Source organism: Sneathiella marina, from assembly GCF_023746535.1.
Lineage (GTDB): Bacteria > Pseudomonadota > Alphaproteobacteria > Sneathiellales > Sneathiellaceae > Sneathiella > Sneathiella marina.
This window is the reverse complement of sequence record NZ_CP098747.1, coordinates 3931006-3945928: the sequence shown is the minus strand read 5'-3', so window position 1 is coordinate 3945928 and position 14923 is coordinate 3931006. Positions and strand designations below refer to the sequence as shown.

Here is a 14923-nt window from a genome sequence, read left to right as displayed (position 1 = left end):
AATGAAAATACTGCACGAAACTGGAGTTGTCATTGTTGGCGGCGGACATGCCGGGGGCCGCACCGCTGAACGTTTGCGGGTATTCGGGTACAAAGAGCCAATTACAATCATTGGTCGCGAGCCACATTTGCCGTACGAGCGCCCTCCTCTGTCCAAGGCAGTGCTGACAGATTTAAACGTGCGTTCCACGCCTGAACTACTGACCGCTGAGCGTTGGGAAGAATTGGACGTTAATCTTATCTGCGGAGTCACATGCGATAGCGTCAACATTCAGGCCAAGTCGGTTCATTTGTCCGACGGTAGGGTACTTCCTTATACTCAGTTGGTCCTTGCAATGGGCCTCACACCGCGCGGCATTCCAAACCTCGGCGCAATAAAGGAACACGTTTATACACTTCACACATACGACGATGCGATGGCGTTGCGCGAGCATCTGAATCCAGGTGCGCGGGTGGGCATCATCGGTGCAGGGTTCATTGGCCTCGAAGTTGCCGCCTCAGCCAGGTCGCTGGGCGCGGAAGTGACCATAATAGAAATGGCTGAGCGCCCATTGAGCAGGGTTTTTAACCGCACGATGTCGGATTGGTTTGTCCAACTTCACCGAAATCACGGAATCTCTCTTTTGTGCGCGAAGACCATCGCAGATGCCAGATCGGAGAAAGGCGCAGCGACGCTGAACCTGGATGACGGACAAATCTTCGAATTCGATCTTGTAGTGACTGGGATTGGTGGGATTCCGAACATCGAACTTGCCCAGGCGGCGGATCTGAAGATCGACAATGGCATTGTCGTCAATCGTAAATGCCAAACAAGCGCCCCTGACGTCTATGCGGTCGGAGATATCGCGAATATGCTGGACGAACGCGTCGGAACAGCCCAGCGGTTAGAGAGCTGGAAATACGCGGAGGACACCGCCGCTGTCGTGGCGCATGTGCTATGCGATCAAGATGGTGCCTACGATCAGGTTCCATGGTTTTGGACAGATCAGTTTGAACATAACATTCAAATCGTTGGCCAACTTCAAGAGGGGGCGACGGTTTTTGCGCGCGGTAATCCGGGTGATCCGAAATATCTCGCCTATTATCTTGACGCAGACATGCTTTTGGGCGCCGTCGGGTTGGATTGCGGCGGTGATTTGCGCAGGGCGCGTGCGGCCATGGAAAAGAAAGCCCCGATCACTGCTAAAGTTCTAGCAAAAATGAGCCTCGCACCCATTCATGTGCAACCAGCGTCGCCGGTGCCGGTGTCATGATTGAATCACTCGCTGCTATCTGTACGGGTCCCGAAACGCCGCTTGAACTGGCGCAGGTTCTGGTGGCACCGCCGCGTTCCGGCGAAGTGCTGATCGAGATTGTATCCAGCGGTTTGTGCCATACCGACCTTACAGCTCTCGAGGGGATCAATGCATCAACGGTTTATCCTTTGATCCCCGGTCATGAAGGAGTTGGTCGCGTTGTTGAAGTCGGCACGGACGTGAGCAGCCTTAGGCCCGGGGACCATGTCATTCCGCTTTACGGACCTGAATGCGGGACTTGCGCAATGTGTCAGTCCAATCGCACCAACCTTTGCTGGAGCATTAAGAAGACCCGCGACATGGGTGTCATGCCCGACGGAACCGCGCGGTTTTCCCGCAACGGGGCTGTGGTGCATCACTTCATGGGAACGTCGACCTTGTCGCGCTATACAGTTGTCCCTGAGATCGCACTTGCAAAGATCCGCAAAGATGCTCCGCTGGACAAAATATGCTTGTTCGGCTGCGGCGTCACGACGGGCGTTGGTGCTGCGATGACCCATGTGAAGCACGGGGATAAGGTTGCTGTCTTCGGTCTGGGCGGCATCGGAATTAACATTGTCCAAGGTGCGCGAATTTGCGGCGCACAACAGATCATTGGTGTTGATATCAACCCCGATAAAATCGATTTGGGCCGATACTATGGCATGACCGATTTCATCGACGCATCCGATCCGTCAGCGGATGCTGTCACCGCTATTCGCGATTTGACCTTGGGTGGTGTGGATGTGGCTTTTGAATGTTCCGGCATTCTCTCAGTCATGCGGCAAGCGTTCGAAAGCGCAGTACCGGGTTGGGGTCAGGCCGTGCTTTTGGGCGTCGAGCCTGCAGGCAGCGAAATGCAGTTTGCGCCCGTTGGCGTGCGCTATGGGAAATCTATCCACGGCAGCTATTTCGGTGGCGTAAAGGGCCGCTCAGGCCTTGCGCCCCTTATTGATCTGTTCATGGAGGGCGAGATCGAGCTGGATGCCCAAATAACCCACCGGATGCCGTTGCAGGACGTAAATCGTGGATTTGATTTGATGCGGAAGGGCCAGTCTTTGCGCAGTATCATAGATTTTGAGTAGAGATGACCAACCGCCTCGAAGCTGAATTCGTATTTCGTGACCGATATCCTGAACGGTCAGAGATTTATGAACGCTTTGATACTGAAAGCGCCACCTTACGTGCGGCAGGCGCGGCGCAACTGGATCGGCCATATGGAGCGCATCCCAGGGCGCGGTTTGATCTATTTCCCGGTCAGTCAGGCAAGGGTCTGGTGGTTTTTGTCCATGGCGGATACTGGCAAAGCCATAACAAAGAACGGTATAGCTTTGTTGCGGCGCCATTCCTGCGAGATGGTTCCAGTGTTGCCTTGGTGGGTTATCCACTTGCACCCGAAGTCGGTATCGCAACGATGATCATCCATATTGGTGCGGCAATCGCGGCTATTTTTGACGCATTGCATCGGAGCGGTATCGCTCCGTCAGGCTGGGTTCTGACAGGACATTCTGCCGGCGGCCATCTGGCCGCGAGTGCCGCACCAGCGTTGCCTGCCTCTGTGATGCCGCTGTCCGGGCTGGTCCCGATCAGCGGTTTGTTTGATCTTTCTCCGCTGCTCGGTACTTCCGTAAATCACCTGTTAAAAATGGATACTGACATGGCTAAATCCGCTAGTCCGCTAGAGTATCCTGCGGCAGAGACACAGCTGATCGCGATTGTAGGTTCGGCAGAAACCAAAGAATATCTGCGTCAATCTTCTGCTATGGTTGATAAATACCAGGCTGCCGACCGACACGGATCGGCTCTGGTAACCTTGCCGGGTGAAAATCACTATTCTATCCTGCTGGAATTGCTGCAACCAAGGTCGATTATCTCTGGTATAGTATCGAAAGTTCTCAGTGGTGCCTGTGAAAAGGTCAATAATGCATAGCCCGGATCGCTTAAAATATATCAATTTCAGCCAACTGCGGTCGTTTTATGCAGTCGGCCGTGTGCAGAGCTTCACGAAGGCAGCGGTGTGGCTGAACATCGGGCAACCCACCGTGACGACACAGGTCAAGGCGCTAGAAGAACGGTTTAATGTCCAATTATTTGACCGCTCGCCGAATGGACTGCACCTTACGGATACAGGGGTTGCCTTAATGAAACTCGCACGGCAAATTTTTGCCTTGGAAGAACATGCACACAGTCTGTTAGATTCAACAGGCAATAGTTACGGTGGTAAGCTACATATTGGCACCGTTGGCTCCTATTTTGTCATGGACTTTCTGGTCGACTATTCTGAAAAATTTCCGCTGGTTCAGGTTTCCGTCGTCAGTGGTAATTCTGGAGTATTATACGAACGCTTGCTGAATTACGAACTCGATGTCGCGATTTTGGGAAGGAAATATGACGATCACAAACTCGAACAATTGCGCCTCGGCGCACATGAAGTTGCGATCATCGTCGACGAATCGCACGATTGGGCGGCCAAAAGCACTATTTCGCTTGAAGAACTTGATGGGCAGCGGATGATCTTCCGTGAGGAAGGGTCAATGACGCGCCGTGCCCTTGAAGAAAAGCTGGAAGAGCAAAGCGTAAAGCCGAATGTGATCATGGAGCTGTCGCGTGATTCCGTTGTTGAGGCGGTGGCCGCCGGATTGGGTGCTGGTATCATTTCCATGGAAGAATTTTCGCCAGACGAAAGATTGACCCTCATCCGGATACGCTCGCAACCACCTATGACCAATTCATATGCTGCCTGTCTTCGCGAACGCAGAAACATTCCAGCGATTGATGTGTTTATGCGATTAGTGGAAAAACGCTTACTCTTGGACAGCAGTACGAATCCGGTGGACTAAATGAAAATTCAGATTGCGATTTTAGCGAGCTAAATCACCCTGCTTTGTTGGTTTGAGTACCGATTGGATAGACCGATCTACGTGTGAACGCGAGATCGCCCGTGGGTTTGTTGGAACTCTGATCCGTTTGTCTCCAAAACGCTACTCAACGATCTGAAATAGAATACCTTAATGTCGCCTTTTGACACTGAAAAGAGATATGACGACACCACATAGTATGTCTGTTAATGATCCATGGCGGATATGGTTTTCAGCGTTCAATGACACCATTGCTGACTTTCTCGCCGTTCGTTAACACCGAACCAATGACCACTTTCGGTTGGTCAGTGTTCGCGGTCGCAAAGCTTATGATCAGCTAAGGAAGCCAGAACATAACAGTGTTCGGACACGCCGTCTCCGTCACATCCTTTCGAAATTCGGAGGAGTTCCTTTTCCAGTGCCTTTAATTTTCGGATCTTTGCCCGCACGCCCGCGAGCTGCGAACCTGCAATTTCATTTGCTGCCTGACAGGATCGGTCTGGATGTTCTTGCAGCTCGATCAGTGACAGGATTGCGTCAATTGAAAAGCCTAGATTGCGGGCGTGCCGGATAAAACTCAATCGCTCCAATCCGTCTTTATCGTATCGTCTTTGGTTGCCGTCCGTTCGTTCCGGGACAGCTAACAGGCCCATTTCCTCGTAGTAGCGGATTGTTGGAACCTTGACCTGTGTGCGCTTCGAAAGCTCGCCAATTGAATACATTTAAAAAACCTCTTGAACCTCTAGTCACTAGAGATATTACATTATGAGTGACATGATTTGAAAGAGGAATCTCGATGGCGGGTTGCTGCGGAAATGACGCCAAGTTTGATGGCGTTTCTGATGATTACAAACGACGGCTGTGGATCGTCATTGCGTTGAACGCGACAATGTTCGTTGTGGAGATGACAGCGGGGCATCTGGCAAAGTCACAGGCGCTACAAGCAGACGCCCTCGACTTTGCCGGCGATGCGCTGACCTATGGCATTTCACTCGCGGTGATCGGCGCCTCAATCCGTGTCCGCACGAATGCGGCGCTCTTCAAAGGCATTAGCCTTCTCTTGATGGGGCTTTGGGTGTTTGGATCGACCGTCTATCGCGTCTTCTATGTCGGTGTTCCGACGGCAGAAATCATGGGGGTGGTTGGCCTTTTAGCGTTGTTGACCAATCTTGCAAGTGTGTTCCTGCTCGTGCGGTACAAGGACGGCGATGCCAACGTTCGTTCGGTTTGGCTCTGTTCGCGCAACGATGCCATTGGAAATGTCGCGGTAATGATTGCGGCCCTCGGCGTTTGGGGGACTGCAACCGGATGGCCTGACTTGATTGTTGCAACGATCATGGCATCTCTGTTTCTGTCATCGGCGTTCCTGATCATACGGCAGGCGCTCGCGGAACGGCGGGAAATGATCACGCACGAACACGCGAAGGCATGATGCAGAACGCTTTATTGCTTCTTGGTCTTGGGATTGCAGCGGTCACACTCGCTGCAATCCTATGGTCGATTTGTTTTCCCGCACATCGTTTGTGGCCACCAAAACGCTACACCGCGCTGACGCCTATATTTGTCTGGGTGCCAACGTTCTCGCTCTTTGGAGTATTGATCGCCTTGGGGATTTGGGGCTGGCGTACCGTCGCGCTTCCCGACTGGTTGCGTTTCGGCGTTGGGGTACCCCTTATCTTGATTGGCAGCATCGTAGTCTGGTCAGAGGTTTTGCACTTTGGCATACCTCAAACAGGCGGAGCGAAGGGGTCGCTACGAACGGCTGGCATGTATCGCTATTCCAGAAACCCTCAATACTTGGCCGATATTGCAATAGTCATCGGCTGGATTGTTCTTTCATCCGCATTTTGGGTCGTGCTTGTCGGGATTGGGACAATCGCCGTTCTCATCGCAGCACCATTTGCGGAAGAACCATGGCTCAAGAATCAATATGGAGCTAATTTCGAAGACTATGCGGCACGGGTTAGAAGGTTCCTTTGATCGGCATGTCAGCAGACAAAGCTGACGTTGACACTCAGGCCTTTACTTCTGTTTCTGGCGCGTAGCGGAAGTGTTTAATGATTTCCTATTATGTCTGTATCTGGAGGGTAAGCGGTCAATAGAAATGTGTATGCAATCCTGGCTTGTCGTATAATCGGCAAAATCAATTTTAGTGAGCCATTTTATGCATGTCGCGTGATTGCTATGTGATTGCTAGCTAAAAACGTACTAGCAATGAATTAATCTAAGTCATTGAAAAGATTGGCGCACCCGACACGATTCGAACGTGTGACCTCTGCCTTCGGAGGGCAGCGCTCTATCCAGCTGAGCTACGGGTGCTGAGATAGGGCCTTTGCTATAACCCAACTGTTGGCCAAGTGCAACGGTTTCCGGTGTTAATTCTGCACACAGCCACATGATGGCTGCGGATCAATGGCGCTGCAGGATTTTTACCTTGGTTTTTCTGATCGCTGTTTCCTGATTAGAGGTCACGGATTGAGCCAGATCCCTGGAAAAATCGTCTTTCGCGGTTTTCTTCAAAGCGGCTTCGGAACGCGTGCGGGTGTGTTTTCTTTCCGATTGCTGTTTTAGTCGGAGAAGGTCGGTTTGCATGGGCATTGAGCTCTCCTTTCAACTGCCTGAACCAATCACCCGATAATATAGGATAGTCAAGCGCGGCGGCAAGCACCTGTTGTCACCGCGCTTGGGCCGTGAATTCCTATAAATTCACTTGTTTTCCGTTTTTGATGACGCTGCGATGGTTGGCAGATTCAGCTGCCATCAGGATGTCTTCTGCCGGATTGCCGTTGACAATAATCATGTCGGCCTTGAAGTCCGCCTTGATCTGGCCCCGGTCGTCGAGTTCCATCAGGGAATGGGCCACCGACGTGCTGGCGGTCAGAGCATCAATCGCCGTCATGCCGCAATCGACCATATAGGCCAGTTCCATGGCATTTTCACCATGCATGTTGAAGGGGGTGCCGGCATCGGTTCCCATGGCAATTTTACCGCCCGCTTCATAAAACATCTTGAAGCTCTCGCGGTGTTTTTCAAAAACACGGCGCGATTTCTCGACAACATAATCTGCGATCCCCTTATCGGCGTTGTTGAGAATATTCTGGACGGCGGCCAAAGTCGGGACAAGATAGGTGCCCCGCTCTAGCATGGCGTCCAGACATTGCTGGTCCATGAAGATGCCATGCTCAATGGAGGTGATGCCAGCAAGTACAGCATTCATTATGCCTTCGGCCCCTTGAGCGTGACTGGCCGATGTTTTGTGAAAACGCCGGGCTTCGCCGACGCCAACGCGCATTTCATCCGCGCTATAATGGGCATCTTCAGGGTTGACGCCTGGGGTCATGACACCGCCGGTCGCCATGATTTTAATCAGGTCACTGCCGGCATGGATTTGTTCCCGGACTGCCTTAACAACCTCGTCACAGCCATCAGCGACCCGGCCGCTTCTGTTGCCATGACCTCCGGTCATGCAGATCATTTTCCCGGAGGCCAGAATATTCGGACCCAGGAACCGGCCATTATTGCAGCCGTCACGAACCGGAAATTCAAGATATTCGCGTCCGCCGCAATCGCGGACAGCCGTGATACCCGCTTTTAAGGAGGTTTGAGCATTTTCGAGCACCCGTAGGGTTATTTCTCCGGGATTTACACCTTCTATGCTGCCGCGCGGGTCCGCTTCGCCCTTGTAGACGAGATGGACATGACAATCGGCTATGCCGGGCATGAGCGTGCCGCCGCTGGTATCCACCATGGTCCCTTGAAAATCAGCAAAGGCTTCAGCTGGAGCAACCTGCTGAATGGTGTCACCCTCAACCAGGACCGAGTGGTTTTTATGGAGCGTGCCAGTTCCGTCAAATACATCCCCGCCGCCATATAAAGTCGCTACCATGTTCCATCCCTTTATTGTTTGATTTCCATCAATATGCCATGAAGCTGGCCAAAGAAGCCAACGAAAAAAAGCCAGACCGGGTCGAGGTCTGGCTTTTTCGGGTATCGGCGGGTTACTTGTTGGGTTGAGGTGTCATTCTCAAATAAGGCTTGAGCTCTTTCCAGCCTTTGGGGAACAATTCCTTCATCTGGTCGGGGTCGGTAATGGCCGGAACGATGACACAGTCATCGCCGTCCTGCCAGTTCACCGGTGTGGCGACCTTGTGATATTCTGTCAATTGCAGGCTATCGATAACCCGCAGGATCTCGTCAAAGTTACGGCCCGTACTGGCCGGATAGGTCAGGGTAAGCCGCAGTTTCTTGTTGGGATCGATGATAAAGACCGAGCGAACGGTGAGGGTGTCATCGGCATTGGGGTGGATCATGCCGTATAAATCGGAGACAGTGCGGTCCGCATCGGCCAGGATCGGGTAATTGACGGCGCTGCCCTGTGTTTCCTTGATATCGGCCAGCCAGCCCTGGTGGCTATCGACACTATCGACGCTGAGGGCAATGGGTTTCATGTTGCGCTTTTCGAATTCTGGCTTCAACCGCGCGACTTCTGCCAGTTCCGTTGTGCAGACGGGCGTGAAATCTTTCGGGTGGGAGAATAAAATGGCCCATCCATCTCCGATCCAGTTGTGAAAGCTGATATCGCCTTCCGTTGATTTCTGGGTAAAATCAGGTACGACGTCTCCGAGCTGAATAGTCATGGGGTCCTCTTATGTTCAAATGAATTGAGACAAAGAGGATATTCCCGTGGACGCCCGAATGCAAACAACAAACGGCTGGAACGTGATCACAATTACTTTGACGAGGTCATTTGCAGGAAGGCATCTTCCAGATCCGGCTCTGCCGTTGTCATATCGACAATGGTCAGGCCGCCATCGGTGACGGCTTTCAGGATTTCGGACATTTCGGTTTCGCTGGGCCGGTAGGAAATACTCAACCGGCGGCCGTGACTGAGATGGGCATCGAAATTGGCCAGGTAAGCGGGGACTTCCTCGATATCGTGACTGAGCACCATGCTGACATTTTTCTTGTCCAGTTTGCCAAGCAGGGTTTCCGTCGGTTCGCAAGCGACGACCTCGCCGTGATTGATAATGGCGATGGTATCACACAGTTCTTCGGCTTCTTCCAGATAATGGGTGGTCAGGATAACCGTGGTGCCGGTGTCATTGAGGTCTTTGATATATTCCCACAGCTGCTGGCGGAGCTCGATATCCACACCGGCGGTTGGCTCATCGAGAATGAGGACTTGCGGGTTATGGACCATGGCCTTGGCCACCAGCAAGCGCCGGCGCATCCCGCCTGACAGGGTGCGGGCATAGACATCGGCCTTGTCATCCAGACCCATGGCGGTGAGGATTTCATCGGTGCGGCGGCGGGATTTCGGCACCCCGTACAAACCCGCCTGGAATTCCATGACTTCGCGCGGCGTGAAGAAGGCATCGAGATTAAGCTCCTGGGGGACGACACCGATGGCACTGCGGGCGGCGCGCATGCTGGCGTCGGTATCGTACCCGCAGATACTGACGGTGCCGCTGGTTTTATTGACCAGCCCGGCAATGATATTGATCAGCGTCGATTTCCCGGCCCCGTTGGGACCGAGCAAGCCAAAGAAAGATCCGCGCGGGACGTCAAGATTGATGCCTTTGAGGGCTTCCTTGTCCGGCGTCGATCCTTTGATCCTGTAGATCTTTGTTAAGTCGCGGACTTCCAGCGCGGCGGATAAGGAATGACTTTCTTGCATTATATTATTGTTCTTTACGCTCATCATGGTTTGCCGAGAATTTGGTACGGCGAGTTTTAATCGTCAATGGAGGATTAAGCAAGCGCGCTAACAAAATCGACGGGGGCTAGACCCAGAAAGTGAGGGCCAGCGGAATCACCAGAATGGTCAGGAGTGTCGAGATCATAATGAAGGCGGCCACATCCGCCGCATGGGCCGGCTGGAATTTTTCCACCCATAAATATGTGGCCACGGACGAGGGCATCAGGCACATGAGAACGAAAACGCCCTTGGTGACCCCGTCAAAACCGAATAACAGGCTGACGCCATACGCCACCAGGACGGACATGGCCATATGGAACAGGGCCAGCAGGCAGCCTTTCAGCACGCCGCCGATATTCAATGTTGCCAGGGTATATCCAAGGGTGAGCAGCATCAGCGGTATGGACAGGCCACCGAGGATCGTCATTCCCTTGGCAATGGGCGCGGGTAATGCCGTATCGGTGCCCATCAGAAGAAGAGACAGCACCACCGCATAAATAACCGGCTGCTTCGCCAGATCGGTAAAGCTCAGCTTGCCCGCCGGTAACCAGATGCCGACACTGAAAATACCGACCACCACAATGATCAGGACGGCCATGGCGATGGCCAGCCCGTGATCGCCAAAGGCCAGAAAGCTGACCGGCAACCCCACATTGCCGACGTTGCTGAGCATCATCGGGGACAGGAAAGCCCGCACCGGCAAGCCGACGGCTTTCAGGAAGACTAAGGCAATTACGCCAAAACAGGCAATCATCACGGTGGCGGCCAGCATCACATTGATAAATGCCCCGAAGGCCACATGCTGGCCGGCCAGATGGGAGAGAATGAGCGTCGGATACCCGATATTGGAGACGAGGCTGCCGACCATCTTGGTGTCGAAATAGACCTTGAACCTGGCCAGGCCGAACCCCGCCAGAACGCAGATCATGATGGGAACAAGCACATTGCTAAGATGATAAACTAGCTCTTCGATGGTAAATTCCCGCCTGCATTGATCCTGTGAGGGGGTAATCCTACCAGCCGAATTTCGCGAGAACAAATTAATCCTGCCCTGGGGGCCGTTTCTCGGTTGCTTCCTCCTCGGCAATCGATATCATCCGGGATGGATTATCATTGTCGTCAACCGCGAAAAAGGGAACGGCGATGAAGCAGTCGGGATCATGGAAGTGAGGCATATCAATGCAAGCCGTTGAGACAATTGAAGTTGACAATACCAAAATCGCCTGTGATGGCGGAAAAGGCGCGCTGGGGCATCCGCGGGTGTTCTTGAACATGGGCGACAAGCGTCAGGTCGAATGCCCGTATTGTGGTATAAATTATGTGTTGAAAGAGGGCGCGAAAGCCTCGAACGGACACTGAACAGCGGAAATGGGTTAAAAACAGAATGAGTGAACCGGACGTTACAGGCGATCCCGATCAAAAGCACCGTATCTATCTTGTCGATGGATCGGGCTATATATTTCGCGCCTATTTTGCGATGATCAGGGGGCGCGGGCCCATCACCCGCTCAGACGGCACCCCGACAGGGGCCGTGCTTGGTTTTTCCAATATGCTGTTCAAGCTCATTCAGGATACCCAGCGGGACGGGCGGGTCAGCCATCTTGCGGTGATATTCGATACCAGCCGCAAAACCTTCCGGTCCGAGATTTTTGAAGAGTATAAGGCCAACCGTGATGCGCCGCCCGAGGACTTGATCCCGCAATTCCCACTGGTGCGCGATGCGACACGTGCCTTTAACGTACCGGCAATTGAAAAGCAGGGGTTCGAAGCCGACGATATCATCGCCACTTATGCCAGCCAGGCCACGGCCGCGGGCATGGAAACGGTCATCGTTTCATCGGATAAGGATCTGATGCAACTGGTGGGCGGCGACGTCACCATGCTGGATCCCATGAAGAACAAGATGATTGGCGTCGACGAGGTCCATGAAAAATTTGGTGTCGGACCGGACAAGGTTATTGATATCCAGTCGCTGGCGGGGGACAGCGTTGACAATGTGCCTGGTGTCCCGGGCATTGGCGTGAAAACCGCGGCGCTGCTGATCAATGAATTTGGCGATCTTGATACCTTATTGGACCGCGCCGCTGAAATCCCGCAAAAAGGCCGGCGTGAAAAATTGCTGGAACATGCCGATATGGCCCGGCTCAGCCGTCAGCTGGTGACCCTGAAGCAGGATGTGGAGCTGGATATCGGCGTCATGGACCTGACCGTACAAATGCCGGACGCCGCTGATTTGATGGCGTTTCTCAATGTAAATGAGTTTAAGCAGCTGACCGGCCGGGTGAAAGAATTCTTTGGCGCGGATTTTCGAAAAGACGTGGCGGAGCTGCCGGACATGCCCGCGCCCGCCGCCGGGGCGGAGACGGCGGAAACACCCGCGGCAGCCGTTGAGATAGACTACACGACCGTCCTGGAAATGAAGGATTTGCAGGAATGGATTGACGAGGCATACCGCATTGGCTCTGTCGCCGTGGATACGGAAACCACCGGCTTGAATGCCATGCAGGCCTCCCTGGTCGGGATTTCATTGAGCATTCATCCGGGGAAAGCCTGTTACATTCCGGTCGGCCATGTGGCGCCAAAGGCGCAAGGCGGGTTCGATTTTGACGGGGCCGAGGAGCAAGCGGAAGAGACAGGCCTCAATCAATTGCCCAAGGCGGACGTAATTGCGGCGTTGAAACCGCTGTTGGAAGATCCGGTCGTGCTCAAAATCGGCCAGAATATCAAATATGATCAGGTTATCCTTGGTCAGGAAGGCATTGAAGTCGGGCCGGTGGACGACACCATGCTGCTCTCCTATTGTCAGGAAGCGGGCCAGCATGGTCATGGCATGGACGAATTGTCCCGCCTGCATTTCGGCATCTCGCCGATCCCGTTCAAGGAAGTGGCCGGAACGGGGAAGTCGCAAATCACCTTCGCCGAAGTTCCCATCGACAAGGCGACGGAATATGCCGCAGAAGATGCCGATATCACCCTGCGCCTGCATCAGGTGCTGAAGCCGCAGCTGGCAAAAACAAAATCAGCCACCTTATATGAAACCATCGAACGTCCCTTGGTGCCGGTTATTGCCAGAATGGAGCGCGAAGGGGTCAAGGTTGACGCCCCGTTCCTGAGCAAGCTGTCCGAAGATTTCGGCGCCCGCATGATTGAACTGGTCTCTGAAATCCATAATTTGGCCGGTGAGGAATTCAATGTGGGTTCTCCCAAGCAGCTTGGCGAGATCCTGTTTGATAAAATGGGCTTGAGCGGCGGCAAAAAAGGCAAGACAGGTGCCTATACTACGGATGTAAACGTGCTTGAAAGCCTGGCGGCGGATGGTGTGGAACTGGCGCGCAAGGTTCTTGACTGGCGGCAATTGGCGAAACTGAAAAGCACCTATACCGATGCGTTGCAGGCGCAGGTCAATGCCAGGACGGGCCGCGTCCATACCTCCTTTTCCCTGGCGGCGGCGTCTACGGGGCGGCTGGCCTCGTCCGATCCCAATGTCCAGAATATCCCCATCCGGACCGAAGAGGGGCGCAAATTGCGCAACGCCTTTATCGCCGAGCCGGGCCATAAACTGATCAGCGCCGACTATTCGCAGATTGAATTGCGTCTGCTGGCCCATATTGCCGATATCTCGTCCCTGAAAGAGGCCTTTGCCGAGGGGCTGGATATTCACGCCAAGACAGCGTCGCAGGTTTTTGGCGTGGCCATGGAGGGCATGGATCCGATGATGCGGCGATCGGCCAAGGCGATCAATTTCGGCATTATCTATGGCATCAGCGCGTTTGGACTGGCCCGCCAGCTGGATGTTTCGCGCACTGAGGCGCAGGGTTATATCGAGTCCTATTTCACCCAGTATCCGGGCATCCGCAAGTATATGGATGAAACCAAGGCCTTCTGTCATGAAACCGGATATGTGGAAACCATTTTCGGGCGCCGCGTCCATTTACCGGGTATCAATGACAAAAACGGGGCCCGCCGCGGATTTTCCGAGCGCGCAGCCATCAACGCGCCAATCCAGGGATCGGCAGCGGATATCATCAAACGGGCGATGATCCGATTGCCCGGTGCGATCGCCGACGCCGGTCTTAAGGCCCGGATGCTGCTGCAGGTGCATGATGAACTGATATTTGAAGTTCCCGATGCCGAAACCGCCGAGACAGCGGCGCTGGTAACCTCGGTCATGGAAAAGGCGGCCTTGCCGGCAATTGATGTGTCGGTACCGCTGGTTGTTGACGCCGGTATCGGAGATAATTGGGGAGAGGCGCATTAACGCCGTCTTGGTTGCCCCGTGACAGAAACCCTGCTTATTGCCCTGACAACCTTCTTCGCCACCATTGGTCCGCTGGATGTGGCGGCCATGTTTGCCGCTCTGACCCTGAACAATACGGCGCGGGAACGTCGGGCGATGGCCCTCAAGGCCAGCCTGATCGGTGGCGGAATCCTGCTTTTCTTCGCAGTATTCGGAAAAGCGGTACTGGAAAGCTTCGGCATCTCCCTGGCGGCCTTGCAGGCATCGGGGGGAATTCTGTTGCTGCTCATCGCCATCGATATGGTATTTGCCCGGGATTCAGGCAGTATCTCGACCACCGATCAGGAAACCAAGGAAGCCGAAGCGAGACAGGATGTCTCGGTCTTTCCGCTGGCGACCCCGTTGATCGCCGGGCCGGGGGCCATTGGCGCCGCCATTCTTCTGGTCAGCAAGGCACAAGGCGATACGGTGGAAATCTCTCTGGTGATCGGCGCCTTGCTGGCAATTGTGTTGATGACATTCCTGTTGATGTTGCTGGCGACACAGGTTCAGCGGTTGCTGGGGGTGACGGGTCTGCATGTGATTTCGCGGGTTGTTGGCGTGTTGCTCGCGGGGCTGGCCGTCCAGTTTATCTTCGACGGTATTCGCAATAGTGGCTTGCTCGGCTGATTCTGATTGTTAACCATAGATTGTAAAACGTTAACCATACTCAGATAAATATTAACAATATCAAGGGTGTATGCCAGATATATAGTGAATATTTCAAGTCCCTTATTTTCTGCGGCTTTCTCGCATAATTTGCATAAAAATTTAGATAAATGTGATAAAATAGGTTGACGGAAGCACGAAATATGGCC

The 14923-nt window shown here is 53.5% G+C and carries 15 protein-coding genes and 1 tRNA gene; 9 read left to right on the top strand and 7 right to left on the bottom strand.

Annotated features, from left to right (window positions below):
• The first annotated feature begins 1 nt into the window (after position 1).
• Genes NBZ79_RS19065 through NBZ79_RS19050 form a run of 4 tightly spaced genes read left to right on the top strand, consistent with a single transcriptional unit; the run spans position 2 to position 4113 of the window.
• Positions 2-1252 carry an NAD(P)/FAD-dependent oxidoreductase gene (locus tag NBZ79_RS19065; protein ID WP_251934249.1) on the top strand — a complete coding sequence of 417 codons (1251 nt, stop codon included), beginning with the start codon at positions 2-4 and terminating at the stop codon, positions 1250-1252.
• The gene (locus NBZ79_RS19060; RefSeq protein WP_420854628.1) at positions 1252-2358 is read left to right on the top strand and encodes an alcohol dehydrogenase catalytic domain-containing protein; all 1107 of its coding nucleotides are present in this window, start codon (positions 1252-1254) and stop codon (positions 2356-2358) included. Before NBZ79_RS19065 ends, NBZ79_RS19060 begins: the two co-directional genes overlap by 1 nt.
• A 2-nt stretch (positions 2359-2360) precedes the next feature.
• On the top strand, positions 2361-3203 hold the full coding sequence (locus NBZ79_RS19055) for an alpha/beta hydrolase (RefSeq protein ID WP_251934247.1): 843 nt from the start codon (positions 2361-2363) through the stop codon (positions 3201-3203).
• Positions 3196-4113: a LysR family transcriptional regulator gene (locus NBZ79_RS19050; protein WP_251934246.1), complete on the top strand. Its 918-nt coding sequence runs from the start codon at positions 3196-3198 to the stop codon at positions 4111-4113. The genes NBZ79_RS19055 and NBZ79_RS19050 overlap by 8 nt, the downstream gene beginning before the upstream one ends.
• A 323-nt stretch (positions 4114-4436) precedes the next feature.
• On the opposite strand, the gene NBZ79_RS19045 is transcribed toward NBZ79_RS19050, so the two are convergent.
• Positions 4437-4853, bottom strand: a complete 417-nt coding sequence (locus NBZ79_RS19045; protein ID WP_251934245.1) for a MerR family transcriptional regulator — start codon at positions 4851-4853, stop codon at positions 4437-4439.
• A 74-nt stretch (positions 4854-4927) separates the two neighbouring features.
• On the opposite strand from NBZ79_RS19045, the gene NBZ79_RS19040 reads away from it, so the two are divergent.
• A complete protein-coding gene (locus NBZ79_RS19040; RefSeq protein WP_251934244.1) occupies positions 4928-5563 on the top strand; it encodes a cation efflux transmembrane domain-containing protein in 636 nt (211 codons plus the stop codon).
• Positions 5560-6111: a methyltransferase family protein gene (locus NBZ79_RS19035; protein ID WP_251934243.1), complete on the top strand. Its 552-nt coding sequence runs from the start codon at positions 5560-5562 to the stop codon at positions 6109-6111. The genes NBZ79_RS19040 and NBZ79_RS19035 overlap by 4 nt, the downstream gene beginning before the upstream one ends.
• A gap of 262 nt (positions 6112-6373) precedes the next feature.
• Here the strand turns inward: NBZ79_RS19035 and NBZ79_RS19030 are convergent.
• The 6 genes from NBZ79_RS19030 to NBZ79_RS19005 form a co-directional block, all read right to left on the bottom strand.
• A tRNA-Arg gene (locus tag NBZ79_RS19030) sits at positions 6374-6450 on the bottom strand.
• Positions 6451-6540: 90 nt separating this feature from the next.
• Positions 6541-6729 (bottom strand): hypothetical protein, encoded by a 189-nt coding sequence (locus NBZ79_RS19025; protein ID WP_251934242.1) that lies wholly within the window; start codon positions 6727-6729, stop codon positions 6541-6543.
• A gap of 100 nt (positions 6730-6829) precedes the next feature.
• Positions 6830-8017 (bottom strand): metal-dependent hydrolase family protein, encoded by a 1188-nt coding sequence (locus tag NBZ79_RS19020; RefSeq protein ID WP_251934241.1) that lies wholly within the window; start codon positions 8015-8017, stop codon positions 6830-6832.
• Positions 8018-8129: 112 nt separating this feature from the next.
• Entirely contained in the window at positions 8130-8768 is a 639-nt protein-coding gene (locus NBZ79_RS19015) for a peroxiredoxin (RefSeq protein ID WP_251934240.1), read from the bottom strand.
• 92 nt (positions 8769-8860) lie between these two features.
• Positions 8861-9808 carry an ABC transporter ATP-binding protein gene (locus NBZ79_RS19010; RefSeq protein ID WP_251934239.1) on the bottom strand — a complete coding sequence of 316 codons (948 nt, stop codon included), beginning with the start codon at positions 9806-9808 and terminating at the stop codon, positions 8861-8863.
• Positions 9809-9914: 106 nt separating this feature from the next.
• Complete coding sequence (locus NBZ79_RS19005) at positions 9915-10757, bottom strand: AEC family transporter (RefSeq protein ID WP_251934238.1); 843 nt, start codon at positions 10755-10757, stop codon at positions 9915-9917.
• Positions 10758-11008: 251 nt separating this feature from the next.
• Here NBZ79_RS19005 and NBZ79_RS19000 point away from each other — a divergent pair, with 251 nt between their 5' ends.
• The 3 genes from NBZ79_RS19000 to NBZ79_RS18990 are packed head-to-tail and all read left to right on the top strand — an operon-like array spanning position 11009 to position 14735.
• Complete coding sequence (locus tag NBZ79_RS19000; protein WP_251934237.1) at positions 11009-11188, top strand: zinc-finger domain-containing protein; 180 nt, start codon at positions 11009-11011, stop codon at positions 11186-11188.
• A gap of 25 nt (positions 11189-11213) precedes the next feature.
• The gene (gene polA / locus NBZ79_RS18995; protein WP_251934236.1) at positions 11214-14087 is read left to right on the top strand and encodes a DNA polymerase I; all 2874 of its coding nucleotides are present in this window, start codon (positions 11214-11216) and stop codon (positions 14085-14087) included.
• A gap of 18 nt (positions 14088-14105) precedes the next feature.
• Positions 14106-14735 carry a MarC family protein gene (locus tag NBZ79_RS18990; protein WP_251934235.1) on the top strand — a complete coding sequence of 210 codons (630 nt, stop codon included), beginning with the start codon at positions 14106-14108 and terminating at the stop codon, positions 14733-14735.
• The last annotated feature ends 188 nt before the right edge of the window (positions 14736-14923 follow it).